The 19,655-nt window shown below is 54.4% G+C and carries 11 protein-coding genes, 1 rRNA gene, 1 riboswitch and 1 other annotated feature; of the genes, 3 read left to right on the top strand and 9 right to left on the bottom strand.

Annotated elements, in window-relative coordinates; all coding sequences use genetic code 11:
• Window positions 1–23 precede the first annotated feature (23 nt).
• Window positions 24–293, bottom strand: coding sequence for an exopolysaccharide production protein YjbE (gene yjbE / locus WH277_RS06670; protein ID WP_133846954.1), 270 nt, complete (start codon window positions 291–293; stop codon window positions 24–26).
• 648 nt (window positions 294–941) lie between these two features.
• A complete protein-coding gene (gene pgi, locus WH277_RS06665; RefSeq protein ID WP_133846953.1) occupies window positions 942–2,585 on the bottom strand; it encodes a glucose-6-phosphate isomerase in 1,644 nt (547 codons plus the stop codon).
• Between the two features lie 371 nt (window positions 2,586–2,956).
• A riboswitch (Lysine riboswitch) is annotated at window positions 2,957–3,146 on the top strand.
• 92 nt (window positions 3,147–3,238) lie between these two features.
• Between pgi and lysC the strand changes: the two genes are divergently transcribed.
• Window positions 3,239–4,591, top strand: coding sequence for a lysine-sensitive aspartokinase 3 (lysC, locus tag WH277_RS06660; protein WP_159336734.1), 1,353 nt, complete (start codon window positions 3,239–3,241; stop codon window positions 4,589–4,591).
• Window positions 4,592–4,839: 248 nt separating this feature from the next.
• Window positions 4,840–5,757, top strand: a complete 918-nt coding sequence (gene panS, locus WH277_RS06655; protein WP_133846951.1) for a ketopantoate/pantoate/pantothenate transporter PanS — start codon at window positions 4,840–4,842, stop codon at window positions 5,755–5,757.
• Window positions 5,758–5,810: 53 nt separating this feature from the next.
• On the opposite strand, the gene WH277_RS06650 is transcribed toward panS, so the two are convergent.
• Window positions 5,811–7,460, bottom strand: coding sequence for a Na/Pi cotransporter family protein (locus WH277_RS06650; RefSeq protein ID WP_133846950.1), 1,650 nt, complete (start codon window positions 7,458–7,460; stop codon window positions 5,811–5,813).
• A gap of 126 nt (window positions 7,461–7,586) precedes the next feature.
• The gene (metH, locus tag WH277_RS06645; protein ID WP_133846949.1) at window positions 7,587–11,270 is read right to left on the bottom strand and encodes a methionine synthase; all 3,684 of its coding nucleotides are present in this window, start codon (window positions 11,268–11,270) and stop codon (window positions 7,587–7,589) included.
• Between the two features lie 383 nt (window positions 11,271–11,653).
• On the opposite strand from metH, the gene iclR reads away from it, so the two are divergent.
• Window positions 11,654–12,487 carry a glyoxylate bypass operon transcriptional repressor IclR gene (gene iclR / locus WH277_RS06640; protein WP_133846948.1) on the top strand — a complete coding sequence of 278 codons (834 nt, stop codon included), beginning with the start codon at window positions 11,654–11,656 and terminating at the stop codon, window positions 12,485–12,487.
• On the opposite strand, the gene aceK is transcribed toward iclR, so the two are convergent.
• The 5 genes from aceK to rrf all read right to left on the bottom strand — a co-directional run bounded on the left by aceK (window position 12,484) and on the right by rrf (window position 19,061).
• The gene (gene aceK / locus WH277_RS06635; protein ID WP_171149324.1) at window positions 12,484–14,223 is read right to left on the bottom strand and encodes a bifunctional isocitrate dehydrogenase kinase/phosphatase; all 1,740 of its coding nucleotides are present in this window, start codon (window positions 14,221–14,223) and stop codon (window positions 12,484–12,486) included. The genes iclR and aceK overlap by 4 nt on opposite strands.
• 251 nt (window positions 14,224–14,474) lie before the next feature.
• Window positions 14,475–15,779: an isocitrate lyase gene (gene aceA, locus WH277_RS06630; RefSeq protein ID WP_133846946.1), complete on the bottom strand. Its 1,305-nt coding sequence runs from the start codon at window positions 15,777–15,779 to the stop codon at window positions 14,475–14,477.
• 21 nt (window positions 15,780–15,800) lie between these two features.
• Window positions 15,801–17,399: a malate synthase A gene (aceB, locus tag WH277_RS06625; RefSeq protein ID WP_339505056.1), complete on the bottom strand. Its 1,599-nt coding sequence runs from the start codon at window positions 17,397–17,399 to the stop codon at window positions 15,801–15,803.
• Window positions 17,400–17,713: 314 nt separating this feature from the next.
• Window positions 17,714–18,643, bottom strand: a complete 930-nt coding sequence (metA, locus tag WH277_RS06620; protein ID WP_133846944.1) for a homoserine O-acetyltransferase MetA — start codon at window positions 18,641–18,643, stop codon at window positions 17,714–17,716.
• 302 nt (window positions 18,644–18,945) lie between these two features.
• Window positions 18,946–19,061 (bottom strand): 5S ribosomal RNA (gene rrf, locus WH277_RS06615).
• A gap of 217 nt (window positions 19,062–19,278) precedes the next feature.
• Window positions 19,279–19,450, bottom strand: a sequence feature (most likely nonfunctional fraction of RNA operon).
• Window positions 19,451–19,655 lie beyond the last annotated feature (205 nt).

The raw sequence follows: 19,655 nt of genomic DNA, 5'->3' as shown, positions 1-19,655 counted from the left end.
GTGGTTATGATTAATTTTTGAACTTAGCGGGTTGTACTTGTGGTGGTGGTGGTCGTTGTTCCGGTATTAGAACCATTTCCACCGCTGCTTGCTGCCAGCACCACGCCAGCCAGTGCGCCAACAGCGCCAATACCAACAGCGGTGGTGACACCGGTTGACATCGCACCTGCTTCAGCACCAGCAGCCGCACCCGTTTCAACCTCTGGCGCACCAGTGGCTTCAACGGCGGCAAACGCGCCTGTTGCACTCGCTAAGTACACTATGGCTGCAGTAGCCCATATGACTTTTTTCATCACACTTTCCCTTCATTAAATGAATGGATGCCCGGGCCTGGATGGCACCTGGCGACTCCAGTATGGGGAATTAATTTCCAGAAAGCAGCGCATCGGGCGAGGTGTCGAAGCAAGAGACACAGCTATGATAAAAGACTGAAAATGTGGCGTATTAAGATATTTTTACCTGCCATACACATTTAAACAGCGGTTAATACCAACACTCACTTTATTATCGATATGAAAAGTTGAAAAAGGCATACAGCGAGGAGAATAATGACGTAGCGGTAGTAATTGACGAAATATCGACAGAAAAACGATAAAAATCAATTAAATAACAAATTAGTTCTTAACATTTATTAGGTTTTAACGAGCGTTTATTTAAGAATTATCTGTCTCAAATTGGTACGGTTTACGTGATTTTTAGGATTATGCCCACCCTCCTTACGGCCACTTTATTCATCTTTGGGGTGAAAAATAGCCGTGTAATCAGAGTGCCTACAGGCTGCCAACGCCTGTACGCGGCTGTTAAGAGAAAGGGCGCGCTGTCAACCAGGTCCAGTTATTTCCAGAAAATAAAAAACCCCCAGAAACTGGGGGCCGCATAGAGCATCGCAGGGGTCAGAAACGCCTGCCCTGGGCGAGGCGTGCCTCGCCCAGGCGGGTAGATTAACGCCAGGATTTATAGCGATTAATCAGACCATTCGTCGAGCTGTCATGACTGCTGACCGGTTCGCCACTCGCCAGTTCTGGCAGGATGCGGTTAGCCAGCTGTTTGCCCAGCTCCACGCCCCACTGATCGAAGGTGAAGATGTTGAGGATCACGCCCTGGGTGAAGATTTTGTGCTCATACAGTGCAATCAGCGCACCGAGGCTGTACGGGGTGATATCACGCAGCAGGATGGAGTTGGTTGGACGGTTGCCTTCAAACACTTTGTACGGCACCACGTGCTCAACGGCTTTCGCGTCCAGGCCGGCATCCGCGAACTCTTTTTCCACAACATCACGTGCTTTACCAAACGCCAGAGCTTCCGTCTGAGCAAAGAAGTTAGACAGCAGCTTACTGTGGTGATCGCCCAGTTTGTTATGCGATACCGCTGGCGCGATAAAGTCGCATGGCACCAGCTTGGTACCCTGGTGGATCAACTGGTAGAACGCGTGCTGACCATTGGTGCCTGGCTCGCCCCAGATAATCGGGCCAGTCTGGTAAGAGACCGGGTTACCGGCACGGTCCACATATTTGCCGTTAGACTCCATGTTGCCCTGCTGGAAGTAAGCAGCAAAGCGATGCATATACTGATCGTAAGGCAGGATCGCTTCGGTTTCTGCGCCGAAGAAGTTGTTGTACCAGATGCCGATCAGCGCCAGCAGAACCGGCAGGTTTTTCTCTTCCGGGGTATCCGCAAAATGGCGATCCATGGCGTGGGCACCGTCCAGCAGCTTCTCGAAGTTGTCGAAACCGATAGAGAGGATGATCGACAGACCAATCGCTGACCACAGAGAATAACGCCCCCCCACCCAATCCCAGAACTCGAACATGTTAGCGGTGTCGATACCGAACTCTGCCACCGCTTTACCGTTGGTCGACAGCGCGGCAAAGTGCTTCGCCACATCCTCCTGATGACCCGAGGTCAGGAACCAGTCACGCGCGCTGTGGGCGTTGGTCATGGTTTCCTGCGTGGTGAAGGTTTTTGACGCCACCAGGAACAGGGTGGTTTCCGGGCTCAGTGTTTTCAGCGTTTCAGCAATATGGGTGCCGTCAACGTTAGAAACGAAGTGCATATTCAGATGATTTTTATACGGACGCAACGCTTCGGTGACCATAAACGGCCCCAGGTCCGAACCGCCGATACCGATGTTTACCACGTCAGTGATCGGTTTCCCGGTAAAGCCTTTCCACTCACCGCCGATGATGCGCTCAGAGAAACCTTTCATCTTCTCCAGCACCGCGTTCACTTCCGGCATCACATCTTTACCGTCGACGACGATTGGCGTGTTGCTACGGTTACGCAGCGCCACGTGCAGTACGGCACGATCTTCAGTACGGTTGATTTTCTCGCCGGAGAACATGGATTTGATCGCGCCCTGCAGATCGGTCTCTTTAGCCAGCGCCTGCAGTTTTTCCAGGGTTTCGCTGGTGATGCGGTTTTTGGAGAAATCCACCAGCATCTGATCGTCGAACGTGGCAGAGAAGGCAGCAAACCGGTTGGCATCTTTGGCGAACAGGTCAGCAATTTGCACATCTTTCATTTGTTCAAAATGCTGAAGCAGCGCCTGCCAGGCAGCGGTTTGTGTCGGATTGATATTTTTCATAGCAACACACTCTTTTTATTTAAGAACTGTCATTCAGACCGGACGATATATTACCTGTTACGGGCGTTCGGCTCCCCTCTTACTGCAACAGGTTACAGCTATCATCCCGCCACGATTTTGTCTCCGCCAGTGCGAATGATTCGCATGGAGGGTTTCAGTATGACTATTCATACCCTTTTACGAGAAAAAATTATAGCCCGGACCGTGCTTATAAGAATTGACGCTTATGGTCTAAACGATGATTTTTGATCCAAAAGTGATTAGCACGAGTGATACCTTCCCGGGTATAACGAAAATGAATAATCATTAGCCGACAAGCGTTGACAGCCGCGCCATAACCCGATATTTCTATGCGCAACTTACGCAATGTGTAAGCCAGAAGAGGCGCGTCGCCCAGGCAGTGTATTGGAGGAACCGAATCCTTTGATAATGCATGATGGGGAGCGACGCCGAGGTATCAACCACGCGGAGTGGGGCGTATCGACCGCAGGGGCTGAATCCTCTGGGTTGTCACCAGCAACGTCCGGTAGTCGGGCGGCGAGGTGGGGCGCTTCTGGGTGACTCGTAGCCTTCATTCTACGTCCTCCCCTGTTGTGCTCCTTCCCTTGTGCCAAGCTGATGGAATAAATCCTGACACGAAGGTAGTCATCGTAATGTCTCAAAATCTGATCGTGGCGAAATTTGGCGGCACCAGTGTGGCCGACTTTACCGCTATGAACCGCAGCGCTGATGTGGTGCTGTCCAATCCCGATGTGCGTCTGGTTGTCTTATCCGCCTCTGCGGGTGTGACCAATCTGCTGGTTGCACTGGCTGAAGGCCAGCAGCCAAAACAGCGTGCTTCCCTGCTCGACGACATTCGCCGTATTCAGTACGCGATCATTGACGCACTGGATCAACCGACGGTCATCCGTGACGAAATCGACCGCATGCTGGACAACATCAGTATGCTGTCCGAAGCGGCAGCACTGTCGCCCTCTACCGCCCTGACCGATGAACTGGTCAGCCACGGTGAACTGATGTCCACCCTGCTGTTTGTTGAGATCCTGCGCCAGCGTCAGGTCGCCGCAGAGTGGTTCGATGTGCGTAAAGTGATGCGCACTAACGACCGCTTTGGCCGCGCAGAACCAAACGTCACGCTGCTGAACGAACTGGTTAACACCCAGCTGAAATCCCGCACTGACGAAGCGCTGGTGGTGACACAGGGCTTTATCGGGAGTGAAGCACAGGGCCGCACCACCACGCTAGGCCGTGGCGGCAGTGACTATACGGCTGCCCTGCTGGGTGAAGCGCTGCATGCCAGCCGCATTGATATCTGGACTGACGTGCCGGGTATCTACACCACCGATCCGCGCGTGGTGCATACTGCCCATCGTATCGATGAGATCACCTTCGAAGAAGCTGCTGAAATGGCGACATTTGGCGCGAAAGTGCTGCATCCGGCGACGCTGTTGCCTGCGGTCCGCAGTGATATTCCGGTGTTTGTCGGTTCCAGCAAAGATCCGTCAGCCGGTGGCACCATGGTGTGCAATAAAACCGAGAACCCGCCGCTGTTCCGCGCCCTTGCGTTGCGCCGTAAACAGACGCTGCTGACGCTGCACAGCCTGAATATGCTGCATGCGCGCGGGTTCCTTGCCGAAGTCTTCAACATTCTGGCGCGTCACAATATCTCCGTTGACCTGATCACCACCTCTGAAGTGAGCGTGGCGCTGACGCTGGATACCACCGGTTCAACCTCGACCGGAGAAAGCCTGCTGACACAGGCGTTGCTGACGGAACTCTCCTCCCTGTGCCGGGTAGAAGTGGAAGAGAATCTCGCGCTGGTTGCGATTATCGGCAACAAACTTTCTCAGGCCTGTGGCGTGGGCAAAGAAGTGTTTGGCGTGCTGGAGCCGTTCAATCTGCGCATGATCTGTTACGGTGCCAGCAGCTACAATCTCTGCTTCCTTGTCCCTGGACAGGATGCAGAGAAAATTGTCCAAACACTGCACCGCAACCTGTTTGAATGATGATGAAACCGGGCCTTGCCCGGTTTTTTCGTCGGCGGCAGAAGAAGTATGCTGTGCTGCCTGAACCCTACTCCGGTGGGGTTTTCTGCTTTATATCCGCCGGAACTCGCTGACTTTTCACCCCATTTTTAATGCTATGATCTTCGACGTCTTATCCTTCGGGATGAGCGTTGTTTTGCTATGGCAATTTGGCATCATCTGCATACTCGCTGAAAGAAAAAATGCGATTCTAAAAAGGAAGTCTCTCTATGCTCGCCACTGTTACCCGACTGTTTCCTCTCTGGGCAGTCCTGCTCTCTGTTGCCGCGTATTACACGCCCACGACCTTCACCGGCATGGGACCTTATGTGCCTTACCTGCTGATGCTGATTATGTTCGGTATGGGTGTGACGCTAAACGTCGGCGATTTCAAACGGGTACTGACCCGCCCGGCACCGGTGATTGCCGGTACCTTCCTGCACTATCTGGTGATGCCACTGGCAGCCTGGGGCCTGGCAAAGCTGTTCCATATGCCGCCTGACCTGGCAGCAGGTATGATTCTGGTGGGCAGCGTGGCCAGCGGGACCGCCTCTAACGTGATGATCTATCTGGCCAAGGGCGATGTTGCCCTGTCCGTAACCATCTCCTCCGTGTCGGCGCTGGTGGGGGTCTTCGCTACGCCGCTGCTGACTAAATTCTATGTCGATACCCATATTCAGGTGGATGTGGTGGGCATGCTGCTGAGTATTGTGAAAATTGTCGTCGTGCCGATCAGCCTCGGCCTGGTGATCCACCACACCATGAACGGCCTGGTGAAACGCGTAGAGCCTTACCTGCCTGCATTTTCCATGGTCTGCATTCTGTTGATCATCAGTGCGGTGGTGGCAGGCAGCCAGGGCTTTATCGGTTCAGTGGGGCTGATGGTGATTGTCGCTGTGATCCTGCATAACGCCATTGGTCTGCTGGGCGGCTACTGGGGCGGCAAGCTGTTTGGCTTCGACGAATCCACCTGCCGCACGCTGGCGCTGGAAGTGGGCATGCAGAACTCCGGTCTGGCCGCGGCGCTGGGGAAAATGTACTTTTCCCCACTGGCAGCATTGCCAGGCGCGCTGTTCTCCGTGTGGCATAACCTGTCCGGGTCACTGCTGGCGGGTTACTGGTCTGGCAAAGCGATTAAGAAAAAATAACCTGCTGTTGGGGTTTGTTTTAACATTCGTAGCGGGTCAGGCGTGCCTGGCCCCTACACCTTCCTGACTCTGCTACTTTCCTCATCATCTCTGTCATCATCCGCCTGCTCCAGCACGCTGTATGCCACCGCGCAGAACAGAGAGTTAAGGCGCTTCATATCCCCCAGTAACCCCAGATGCAGCGAACTGGTTTCGATGCTCTGAACATTATGCTGATGCAGACGATCAACATGAGCATGCGAGTAGCGACGGTTGGTGATGCGAAAACGGTGCTTGGAACGACGCAGGCGTTTCGCACTGGTCATGTCGCGGGATAAAAATACCGACAGGCTCAGGCGCAGGTTGTTGGTCAGCAGCTCTAACTGAGCATCCAGCTCCTGTAAACCTTCCACCGAGAATGCGCGCCGCGCGGCCAGTGATTTATCGGCCACATCGCCACTCATCCGTTCAAGAATATCTCCGGCCTGCTCCAGGTTCAGGGCCATCTCAATAATTTCTGCCCAGCGCCGTGAATCCTCTTCCGGCAGGTCTTCTTTTGGCATCTGTGCCAGATAGAGTTTGATGGCGGTGTACAACACATCGACATCATCATCCAACTTGCGAATTTCGCGATCTTCCCGCAGTTCACCGTGCACAACTTTGCTAAAGGTCGCCAGCATTTGTTCCATCACATCCCCCATTCGCAGAGTTTCACGTGAGGCATTAGCCAGCGCCAGCGCAGGCGTATCCAGTGAGCCGGGATCAAGATGGCGTGGCTTCAGACGCAGGTCGGTTTCCGGCTCCTCACGGATCAGCCGACGACACAGCGCAGCCATCGGTTCGGCAAAGGGCACCATGACAACGCAGCGGATCAGGTTGTAAAACACATGGAAGAAAATCACTAACTCTTCGTCGTTGACCGGCAATTTCTCCAGCCAACCCGCCAGCGGCTCAATAAACGGCAGCACCAGCAGCGAGCCGATAAATTTAAACAGCAGGCTGCCGAGCGCCACCCGTTTGCCGGAAGCGTTCGACGCGCTGTTATTCAGCATCGCCAGCAGCCCACTGCCGAGGTTAGCCCCAACCACCAGACAGAGGGCGACTTTGAAGGAGATCACCCCGGTGGCCGTCAGCGTGGCGGTCAGCAGAACGGCCGCGAGGCTGGAATAGCTGATAATCGCGAACAGCGCACCGATCAGTGAATCAAGCATCACATCACCGGTCAGTGATGAGAACAGCACTTTTACCCCGGCGGCCTGGGTGATCGGCGTGGCAGCAGCAACAATCAGCTGTAAGGCCAGAAGAATTAACCCCAGCCCGATGCTGGCACGCCCTATCTGCCCCGCACGGGTCTGTTTGCGGCCAAGGAAAAACACCACGCCAAAGAAGATAAACAACGGCGACAGCCAGGAGAGATCAAACGTGAGGATACGCGCCATCAGCGCCGTACCGACATCCGCGCCGAGGATGATCACCAGCGCAGGTGTCAGCCCCACCAGCTCCTGGGCGACAAATGACGTCACCAGCATGGTGGTGGCATTGCTGCTCTGCACCAGGGCGGTAACACCAATGCCCGCCAGAAACGCCATCGGTTTTTTTGCCACGCTGCGGCTGAGTACCCGCCGCAGATCGGCACCGTAGACGCGCATAATGCCGGTACGCACGATGTGCGTCCCCCACACCAGCAACGCCACGGCAGAAAGAAGATTAAGCAGGGTTAACACAGATATCGACCTCATCACTCAGAAAGACTGACTATGCACAGCAGTAACAACATCCGCTGTGCTGATAGTGTTAGTTTAGCCGATGATTACCTTATCAATTCTCAATGAAGAGCAATGAACACGTTTTTAATCAGCGTCATATCCCAGATTAGGCGCTAACCAGCGTTCAACGTCGGTGACCGACATCCCTTTACGCCGGGCGTAGTCTTCAATCTGGTCACGCTGTAGCTGGGCCACGGCAAAGTATTTACTCTCCGGATGGCTGAAGTACCAGCCGGACACCGCCGCCCCCGGCCACATGGCGAAGGACTCCGTCAGTTTCATTCCGGTGTGGGATTCCACATCGAGCAGTTCCCAGATGGTGGCTTTCTCCGTGTGCTCCGGGCAGGCAGGGTAGCCAGGCGCAGGACGGATCCCCTGGTAGTTTTCCCGAATCAACTCGTCGTTGCTGAGGTTTTCCGTGGCGGCAAAGCCCCATATCACTTTACGCACCCGCTCATGCAGATATTCGGCAAAACCTTCCGCCAGGCGATCTGACAATGCTTTGACCATGATTTTGTTGTAGTCGTCGTGCTGTGCATCCCAGGCGTCTGCCAGGGCATCTTCTTCGAGGCCTGCGGTGACGGCAAATGCGCCCAGATAGTCGGCTTTACCGCTCGACTTCGGCGCGACAAAATCGGCGAGACAATAGTTAGCAAAGCCCTTTTTTTCGGTCTGCTGGCGTAAGTGATGACTCACTTGCAAAATTTCAGTACGCGATTCGTCGCTGTAAATTTCGATATCATCCCCGACGCGGTTCGCCGGGAAAATGCCCACTACACCGCGCGGATTGAGTGAACCGTCGCGGCTTAGCTGATCCAGCATCGCGTTGGCATCGGCGAACAGCCGTTTGGCTTCTTCACCGACCACCTCATCTTCCAGAATGCGCGGATATTTGCCGGCCAGCGACCAGGTCATAAAGAATGGCGTCCAGTCGATATAGTTGCGCAGCGTTTCGATGTTAGCACTCACTTCGCTCACACCCAGCCTGTGTGCTCTCGGTGGTGTGTAATTCTCCCAGTCGAAGGAAAAATCGTTGTCACGTGCCACCTGTAAAGTCACCGGCGGCGTACGCGGTTTTTTACGGGCATGCTGAATACGTACGGTGTCGTACTCTTTGCGGGTGCGGGTGACAAAGTCATCGTACTGGGTCGCAGACAGCAGCGCAGAGACCACGCCCACGGTGCGCGAGGCGTTCTGCACATATACCGTCGGGCCGCTGTAATTCTGTTCGATTTTTACCGCAGTGTGCGCTTTAGACGTGGTAGCCCCACCAATCAACAGCGGTATTGTAAAGCCCTGGCGCTCCATCTCTTTCGCCACGTTGACCATCTCGTCCAGTGACGGGGTGATCAGGCCAGACAGGCCGATAATATCGGCGTTGTGTTCGCGGGCGGTTTTCAGGATCTTATCGCTGGGCACCATCACGCCCAGGTCAATGATTTCGTAATTATTACACTGCAACACCACGCCAACGATATTTTTGCCGATATCGTGCACATCGCCTTTTACCGTCGCCAGAACGATTTTACCGTTGGTGCTGCCCTTCTCTTTGCTGGCTTCAATATAGGGTTCCAGCCAGGCCACCGCCTGTTTCATCACACGCGCTGATTTCACCACCTGTGGCAGAAACATTTTACCCTCGCCAAACAGGTCACCGACGACGTTCATACCGGCCATCAGTGGCCCTTCAATCACTTCGATCGGACGGGCGGCCAACAGGCGTGCGGCTTCCGTATCGACTTCAATAAATTCGGTAATCCCTTTAACCAGCGAGTATTCCAGGCGTTTTGCCACGTCCCAGCTGCGCCATTCGGCCTGCGGTTTGGTGCTGTCATCATCGGCTTTGCTGCCACGATATTTCTCTGCCAGCTCCAGCAGACGTTCGGTGCCGTCGTCGCGACGGTTTTGCACCACGTCCTCTACCGCATCACGCAGGTCGGCAGGCAGGTCGTCATAGATTGCCAGCTGCCCGGCATTCACGATCCCCATATCCATGCCGTTACGGATAGCGTGGTAGAGGAAGACCGCGTGAATCGCTTCACGCACCGGGTCGTTACCCCGGAAGGAGAACGACACGTTGGACACCCCGCCCGAAATCATCGCATGCGGCAGTTCGCGTTTGATGTCTTCACAGGCGCCGATAAAGTCCATCGCGTAGTTGTTGTGCTCTTCAATGCCGGTGGCGACCGCGAAGATATTCGGGTCAAAAATAATATCTTCCGGCGGGAAGCCGACCTCTTCCGTCAGCAGCTTGTAGGCGCGGCGGCAGATCTCGATTTTACGCGCACGGGTATCCGCCTGGCCCACTTCATCAAAGGCCATCACCACCATTGCCGCACCGTAACGCCGCACCAGGCGGGCATGACGCAGGAACTGATCGACGCCCTCTTTCATGGAGATCGAGTTAACGATGCCCTTGCCCTGGATACATTGCAGACCTTTCTCGATCACCTCCCATTTCGAGGAGTCGATCATAATGGGCACACGCGCAATATCCGGTTCCCCGGCAATCAGGTTGAGAAAACGCACCATCGCTGCTTCAGCGTCGAGCATCCCCTCATCCATATTAATATCAATAATCTGTGCGCCGCTTTGCACCTGTTGCAAAGCCACTTCCAGCGCTTCGTTATACTTTTCTTCTTTGATCAGTCGTTTAAATTTCGCCGAGCCGGTGACGTTAGTCCGTTCCCCCACGTTGACAAACAGGCTTTCTGCGCTGATGTTCAGCGGCTCCAGCCCGGCAAGGCGGCAGGCAACGGGCAGCGTTGGTAGCGGACGCGGGGCAACGCCCTCAACCGCTTTCGCCATCGCCGCGATATGCTCTGGCGTGGTACCGCAGCAGCCGCCGACAATGTTCAGGAAGCCGGCCTGCGCCCATTCACCAATCTGTTCGGCCATGATCTGCGCATCCAGATCGTATTCACCAAAAGCGTTGGGTAACCCGGCATTCGGGTGTGCGGTGACATACCCTTCGGCAATACGCGCCAGCTCCGCTACGTACTGACGTAACTCGTCTGGACCAAGAGCACAGTTCAGGCCAAAGGAGAGCGGTTCCGCGTGGCGCAGTGAGTTATAGAAGGCTTCCGTCGTCTGGCCAGAGAGCGTTCGGCCTGAAGCATCGGTGATGGTACCGGAGATCATCAGCGGCAGCTCAACCCCCAGCGCTTCAAATTCCTCTTTAACGGCAAAGATCGCCGCTTTGGCATTCAGGGTATCGAACACCGTTTCAATCATGATGATGTCAGCGCCCCCCTCCACCAGCGCGCGGGTGGATTCGCGGTAAGCTTCCACCAGCTGGTTAAAGGTGACATTACGAAATGCGGGATCGTTGACATCAGGAGAAATGGAGCAGGTGCGGTTAGTGGGCCCTAACACACCTGCGACATAGCGTGGACGATCCGGGGTGCGTGCCGTCCACTCGTCGGCACAGGCCCGCGCCAGTTTCGCGGCGACGTAGTTGATCTCGGCCGACAGGGATTCCATCTGGTAATCGGCCATCGCGATGGTGGTGGAGTTGAAGGTGTTAGTTTCGAGGATATCTGCACCTGCGGCGAGGTAGCCGTTGTGGATTTCGCTAATCATCTCGGGTTTCGTCAGCACCAGCAGATCGTTGTTACCTTTGAGATCGCTCGGCCAGTCGGCAAAACGCGCACCGCGAAAATCCTCTTCTTCCAGTCTGTAGCTCTGGATCATGGTTCCCATGCCGCCATCCAGCAGCATAATGCGTTTTTTCAACTGCTGATGCAGCGCTTCAATCCGGTTACTCACCACTCTTCCCCTTCAGCATCTCACCCAGGCACCACTGCCAGCACGTCATACTGGCACAACTTTTGTGCGGGTAACAGTGATGCCAGGTGAGACATTTTCAGTCTGATGACAAATGCAGAAGCAGCTTGAAGTATGACGGTAAGTACCCTAAATAATTCGAGTTGCTTCAAGGCGGCCAACGAATGACAAATTGGCCAACGGCCATTTTGAACAGCGTTTACGCTTGCCCGTAGGGTGAGCTTCATAAAATGAAGCTCATAATCCCGATGAGCTTACTGGAGTAAGTGATTCGGGTGAGTGAGAGCAGCCAACGCAGAAGCAGCTTGAAGTATGACGGGTATAGAACGAAAATGATTTCCATAATGCGCAAAAAGGAGTCAGGTATGGTCACCCCCGTCGTCGTGAAACGCGGCAAGAAGCCGCGTGCCGCCGCTGCATCTACTGCTGCGCCTGCCGGGCAGGTTCAGTCGTTAACCCGTGGTCTGAAGCTGCTGGAATTTATTGCTGAGTCCCACGGTAATGTGGCGCTCACTGAACTGGCACAGCAGGCCGGGTTACCTAACTCCACCACACATCGCTTGTTGACCACTATGCAGCAACAGGGATTTGTGCGGCAGGTCGGGGATTTAGGGCTGTGGACTATTGGGGCGCACGCGTTTGTGGTCGGCAGTAGCTTTTTGCAAAGCCGTAACCTGCTGGCACTGGTCCATCCGATGCTACGCACACTGATGGAGGCCTCCGGCGAAACGGTGAATCTGGCGGTGTTAGACATCAGCGATCACCAGGCGGTGATTATCGATCAGGTGCAATGCACTCAGCTAATGCGCATGTCAGCGCCGATTGGCGGCAAACTGCCGATGCACGCCTCCGGTGCAGGTAAGGCATTTCTCGCCAACCTTGATGATAAGCAGGTGAGCGAACTACTGCATCGTCAGGGGCTACATCACTACACGCCGAAAACGTTGATGTCACCACACAGCCTGAAAGAGAATCTTGCGCAGGTACGCAAGGCCGGTTATTCGTTTGATGATGAAGAACACGCGCTGGGTCTGCGCTGCATTGCCGCCTGCATCTACGACGAACACCGCGAACCTTTCGCAGCGATTTCCATCTCCGGCCCGATCTCACGCATTACCGACGACCGTGTTACCGAAATCGGTGCACTGGTGATCAAAGCGGCGAAAGAGATCACCCGTGAATACGGCGGATCGCGCTAACCTGCCGTTTGCAGTGAACGATAACGCTGACTGAAGCGCTGGCGGCGGCGGTAGGCGAACACATCTTCAATGTGACCCGCGCGGATACGCTGCTGTAGCCCGCGCCAGAAGTCGGCGTGAAACAGCTCCGCGTGCATTTCATCAAACAGTGTGGCGATGGCCGGATCGGCGCACAGGTAGTGACGAAACTCTTCCGGAAACACGTCTTCTGGCGACACGCTGTACCAGGGCTCGTGGCTTAATTCATCTTCCGGGTAGCGTGCGGCGGGGATATCGCGGAAGTTCACTTCAGTCATATAGCTGATTTCATCGTAGTCATAGAACACCACCCGCCCGTGACGGGTGACGCCAAAATTTTTATACAGCATATCGCCAGGGAAGATATTGGCCGCCGCCAGCTGCTTCACCGCATTTCCGTACTCTTCTATCGCCTCTCGTCGTTGCTGCGCACTGGCCTGCTCCAGCCACAGGTTAAGCGGGGTCATACGCCGTTCCATATACAGATGGCTGATGGTCAGCATCTCCCCGTTCCGTTGCAATTTCTCCGGCACCTCTTGCTCCAGCAGCGCCAGCAGCGCCGGGCTGATGCGCTTCTCTTCGATAGCAAAATTTTCGAATTCCTGGGTATCCGCCATTCTGCCCACGCGGTCATGCTCTTTGACCAGCTGATAGCACTGACGCACCCGCTCTGGCGTCACCTCTTTCTGCGGCGCAAAGCGATCTTTAATCACTTTAAATACCCGATCAAAGCCCGGCAGGGTAAACACCAGCATCACCAGCCCTGGTACGCCGGGCGCCACGACAAACTGCTCGTTTGTTGCGCTCATATAGTGGAGATATTCGCGATACGTTTCGGTTTTGCCATGCTTCTGGCAGCCAATCGCCATATAGAGTTCAGCCGTAGTTTTGCCCGGCAGGATCTCACGCAGCCATTCAACCAGCGCCGCAGGCAACGGGGCATACACCATAAAGTAGGAGCGGGCGAAGCCAAAGACGATGCTGGCCTCACGGTTGCGCGTCAGGCAGGTATCAATAAACAATGTGCCTTCGTCACTGCGGTGAATCGGCAGCAGGAAGGCGCAGACTCCTGAAGGCGTGCGCAGTTTGGCAACCAGCCAGGCAGCCTTATTCCGGTAAAACAGTTCATTGGCGACCTGTAAATTCGCCTGTTGCAGCTCACTGGCGCTAAAGTTTTCCCGCAGATGCGCAATGATATACTGGATATCTCGCGCCATATCCTGCCAAGGCAGGCGCAACGGCAGATCGTGCAGTAAACGGCTCAGCAAAGGCTGCCAGCCATCGGCCGCACTGAAGTTTTTTGCCAGTGGGCGTGGAATGGTGCGAAATCGCTGCTCTGGTTGTGAACTGAAGATAAACAGTCGTTCCGGCGTCAGAGCCTGGTGGCTGAACAGACGGCAGTAGACGGAATTAAAGAAGCTTTCGGCTATTTCAAAACGCGGGTAGTCCGGCAGCAAATCGGTGTAGATGGCCTTTACCCGTTGCAAAAAATCACGGTCTTCCGACTGCGAGGCGGTAATACAGCGCAGCTGTTCTACCACCAGACCCACATGGTGATCGTAGAGATGGATACGCGCTTTCATCGCCAGTTGCACCGCCTGCCAGTCGGCCTGTTCAAAACGCTGTTGCGCCCCGCCAGTGACTTCCAGAAAACGTCCATACTGCGCGTCAAATCCCTGCAGGATGGTGCGGGCAATCAGGGTTTCCAGTATCGGCATGATTCACCTCAGGCGTCAGCATGAAGAAGGGACGGGCATGCCCGTCCCCTACAGAAGTCTGTGGAGGTCGGACAGGCCCAGAATAGGTGTCGGGTCGGACATGCCCGAGATACGTGTCGGGTCGGACATATCCGGGATACGTGTCGGGTCGGACATGCCCGGGATACGTGTCGGGTCGGACATACCCGGGATACGTGTCGGGTCGGACATGCCCCGGATACGTGTAGGGGTCGGGCATGCCCGACCCAGGATCAGAACTGTTCTTCTTCCGTCGATCCCGTCAGTGCCGTCACCGATGACACCCCGCCCTGGATGATGGTGGTGACATGATCAAAGTATCCCGTTCCGACCTCCTGCTGATGCGAGGAGAAGGTGTAGCCCTGTTTAATCGCGGCAAACTCCGGCTGCTGTACTTTCTCTACATAGTGGCGCATGCCTTCCCCCTGTGCGTAAGCCTGTGCGAGGTCGAACATGTTGAACCACATGCTGTGGATGCCCGCCAGGGTAATGAACTGGTATTTGTAGCCCATCTCTGACAGCGCCTGCTGGAAGCGGGCAATGGTGTTGTCGTCGAGGTTCTTCTTCCAGTTAAATGACGGCGAGCAGTTATAGGCCAGCAGTTTACCCGGGAAGCGCGCGTGAATGGCTTCGGCAAAGCGTCGCGCCTGCTCAAGATCCGGCTTTGAGGTTTCACACCAGATCACATCAGCATAAGGTGCGTACGCCAGACCCCGGCTGATCGCCTGCTCAATACCGGCATGGGTGCGGAAGAAACCTTCCGGTGTGCGTTCTCCGCTAATAAATTCACGGTCATAATCATCGCAGTCGGAGGTGATCAGGTCTGCTGCATCCGCATCCGTGCGGGCAATCAACACCGTAGGCACGCCCATCACATCAGCTGCCAGACGTGCAGCCACCAGTTTTTGAATCGCTTCCTGAGTCGGCACCAGCACTTTGCCGCCCATATGACCGCACTTCTTCACTGATGCCAGCTGGTCTTCAAAGTGCACGCCCGCCGCGCCGGCCTGAATCATCGACTTCATCAGTTCAAAGGCATTGAGTACACCGCCAAATCCGGCTTCCGCATCGGCCACGATCGGCAGGAAATAGTCCACATAGCGCGGATCGCCAGGCTCAATATTCGATGACCACTGAATCTGATCGGCACGCTGGAAGGTGTTATTGATGCGTTCCACCACCGACGGGACGGAGTTAGCCGGATACAGCGACTGGTCCGGGTACATGCTGGCGGCGAGGTTAGCATCGGCCGCCACCTGCCAGCCGGAGAGGTAGATCGCCTCAATCCCCGCTTTCGCCTGTTGCAGTGCCTGCCCGCCCGTCAGTGCGCCCAGGCTATTGATATAACCTTTCTTTGCGCCGCCATTAAGCAGCGCCCAGAGTTTTTCTGCTCCATTTTGGGCCAGCGTACAGACCGGGTTAACCGAGCCACGCAGTTTGACCACCTCTTCAGCGCTGTACGGACGGGTGATGCCATCCCAGCGTGCATCGCGCCAGGATTGTTCTGTCTGCTGAATCTGTTGGGTACGAGAAGTCATGATGGAGCTCCTTGTCAGGGTTCAGGGAAGTAAGCGGTAGCCCGGCAGAGTCAGAAACTCAACCAGTTCGGATTCAGTGGTAATGCGTTCCATCAGTGAAGCGGCCTCATCGAAGCGCCCTGCGTGATAGCGTAAGTCACCCAGCTCTTGCCGGATCACCTGCAACTCTTCTGTCAGCATCTTGCGGAACAGGGCTTCAGTGACCACTTCACCGCTTTGCAGCGTTTTGCGGTGATGAATCCATTGCCAGATTGAGGTACGTGAGATTTCAGCGGTGGCGGCATCTTCCATCAGTCCATAGATAGGCACGCAGCCGTTGCCGTTGATCCAGGCTTCGATGTACTGCACAGCCACCCGAATATTGGCGCGCATACCCTCTTCAGTACGCTCACCCGCACAGGGGGCCAGCAACTGTTCTGCGGTGATGTCTGCATCCTGTTCACGCATCACCTGGAGTTGGTTTGGACGTTCACCCAGCACCTGGTCAAAAATGGTCATCACCGTATCGGCCAGACCGGGGTGAGCAATCCAGGTGCCATCGTGACCGTTAGCCGCTTCACGCTGTTTGTCGGCCTGTACTTTGTCCAGCACCCACCGATTGCGCTCTGCGTCTTTGCTGGGAATAAACGCTGCCATTCCCCCCATCGCGAACGCGCCGCGCCGGTGACAGGTTTTGATCAGCAGGCGTGAATACGCATCCAGGAAACCCTGATCCATCGTCACGGACTGGCGATCGGGTAAAACACGATCGGGATGATTTTTCAGGGTTTTGATGTAGCTGAAGATGTAATCCCAGCGGCCGCAGTTCAGGCCAACAATATGATCGCGCAGGTGCCAGAGGATCTCGTCCATCTGGAAAACGGCCGGTAAGGTTTCGATCAGCAAGGTCGCTTTGATCGTCCCACGCGGGAGATCGAAACGATCTTCGGTGTAGCTGAACACATCACTCCACCAGGCCGCTTCATGATACGACTGGGTTTTCGGCAGATAGAAGTAAGGCCCGCTTCCCTTTGCCAGCAGCGCATTCACGTTGTGGAAAAAGTAGAACGCAAAATCAAACAGGCTGCCCGGGATCGGCTCATCGCGCCATGTGACATGCTTTTCAGGCAGGTGCAGGCCGCGAACACGGCAGATCAGTACTGCCGGATCGGGCTTCAGCTGATAGATCTTCCCGGCCTCATTGGTGTAGCTGATGGTGCCGTTGATCGCATCGCGCAGATTGATCTGTCCGGCGATCACTTTGTCCCATGCAGGGGCCAACGAGTCTTCAAAGTCAGCCATAAACACATTCACGTTAGCATTGAGCGCATTGATGACCATCTTGCGCTCTACCGGGCCGGTGATCTCGACTCTGCGGTTCTGCAAATCTGCTGGAATACCGCGGATTGTCCACTCGCCATTTTTAATGGAATCCATTTCCGAAATAAAACATGGGAGCTCTCCCCCATCAATCCGGCACTGTATCCGTGCACGTTCTGATAGCAGTGCCTGGCGGCGCGGCGTGAACTTCACCACCAGATCGCTAAGAAAATCGACGGCTTCATCGGTGAGAATCTGCTGTTCATCCTCACCAAATGCGCGCTGGAAGGCCAGTTCCCTGCTAATTACCTGCTGTGTCATCTGTTTGCTCCTGTCATCGATGCTACCGGGTATGCAATGTGTTACCCGGCGATCTTCTTTGAACAATCTTTGAACTGCAGGATCAAAATAGCATCAGTTAAATTTCAAAATCAAAAACTATTTCCATTTTAAACTCAATATGAACTCAATGAATTGATTTATATATAATTAAAATTACAAATCAACAGGAAGTTGTTTTCACAGAATAATGAGATCGCGATCGGGTGACTGGATTCAGCAAAATGAGAGAGGGGGGAGTGGGCGGTGTTTAAGGTGGATCGATGATCCACCTGGTAACAGAACAGGGGGAGTGTTTACTCGAGTGTTGGGTTCATATGACGCAGATCGAACGGTGTGATCTGGTATACGTAGTAGTTCAGCCAGTTGGAGAACAGCAGGTTACCGTGACTACGCCAGCTGGCACGCGGTGGCAATGCCGGGTTGTCATTCGGGAAGTAGTTAAAGGGCACTTCCGGATTCAGGCCCGCATCAAAATCACGGTGGAATTCACCGGACAGCGTCAGTGCATCATATTCAGGATGGCCGGTGACAAAGGCCAGGCGTTTGTCTTTGCTGGCAAACAGATATGCACCGGTCTGGTCCGACTCAGCAAAAATTTCCAGGTCAGTATAGTCACGCAGTAGCTGAGTGGGGAAGTCAGCATAACGTGAATGTGGCGCCAGGAAGGTATCGTCAAAGCCGCGCGTTAACAGTGCGTGAGGATGTAAGATTTGATGCTCAAACACACCTGATAATTTGTTTTCGCGGGTCTGTTTTGGAATGCCATACAGAATATTCAGTGCCGCCTGTACAGCCCAACAGACAAATAACGTGGAAGTCACGTGCTCTTTTGCCCAGTGCAAAACCTTCTGGATTTGCGGCCAGTACGCGACATCGCAGAAGTCGACCAGCCCGAGCGGGGCACCTGTCACGATCAGTCCATCGTAGTTATCATTCTGAATGTCTTCGAAATTACAGTAGAAGTTATTCAGATGTTCCGATGGCGTATTGCGTGACTCGCGGCTGTCGATGCGCAGTAGCTGGATGTCGATCTGCAGCGGGGAGTTAGAAAGCAGACGCAAAAATTGGTTTTCAGTTTCGATCTTCTTTGGCATCAAATTCAGTACCAGCACTTTCAGCGGGCGAATATTCTGCGTGCTGGCACGCGTGGACGTCATAACAAAGACGTTCTCGTCGCGCAAAAAACTTACGGCTGGTAATTCATCGGGTACCCTGATCGGCATGACCTGCTTCCTCACTACATACGCTTATACGTTTAGACATCCAGACAGCCAAAGATAACGTGCCTCTGCCCGAATGTCGAGTACTCATCCGATTATTGAAAATGTTTCATCTCATTGCTCAGTATAGAGTAACGATCGACTCATTAGTGGTGAGGAAACAGGCAATGCAGAGGAGGATTGCTTCGATTCAGCAACTATTAACGTTCTGATTTTGTTCTAAATAGGGGACATACATGGCAATGATTAAATCGCAGACGAAAAAAAACCCCGGCCTTTCGGTCGGGGTTCTTTCTTCGTTTGATGCCTGGCAGTTCCCTACTCTCGCATGGGGAGACCCCACACTACCATCGGCGCTACGGCGTTTCACTTCTGAGTTCGGCATGGGGTCAGGTGGGACCACCGCGCTAAAGCCGCCAGGCAAATTCTTTGTGCTCTGTCCTGTGTCTTTTGTGCTCTGACTGCGTTGCCTGCGCTCGTAAGCTCAGTCACATACTTATCTATGCTCCTTCCCTCACTTCACTGGCCGCCTTGTCACAGCGCAAAATCCTTCGGACTTAATTCCGGTAACAAGCTGAAAATCTCTTTTGCGTCTCTCGAACGCCACCAGAACGCTTCTGGCGTTGTAAGGTTAAGCCTCACGGGTCATTAGTACCGGTTAGCTCAACGCATCGCTGCGCTTACACACCCGGCCTATCAACGTCGTAGTCTTCAACGTCCCTTCAGGGGTCTCAAGCCATCGGCGCTACGGCGTTTCACTTCTGAGTTCGGCATGGGGTCAGGTGGGACCACCGCGCTAAAGCCGCCAGGCAAATTCTTTGTGCTCTGTCCTGTGTCTTTTGTGCTCTGACTGCGTTGCCTGCGCTCGTAAGCTCAGTCACATACTTATCTATGCTCCTTCCCTCACTTCACTGGCCGCCTTGTCACAGCGCAAAATCCTTCGGACTTAATTCCGGTAACAAGCTGAAAATCTCTTTTGCGTCTCTCGAACGCCACCAGAACGCTTCTGGCGTTG

The organism is Erwinia sp. MYb416 (assembly GCF_037479575.1).
Classification (GTDB): Bacteria; Pseudomonadota; Gammaproteobacteria; order Enterobacterales; family Enterobacteriaceae; genus Erwinia; species Erwinia rhapontici.
Note: the sequence above shows the minus strand (reverse complement) of the source record. Positions and strands in the feature narration are given on the sequence as shown.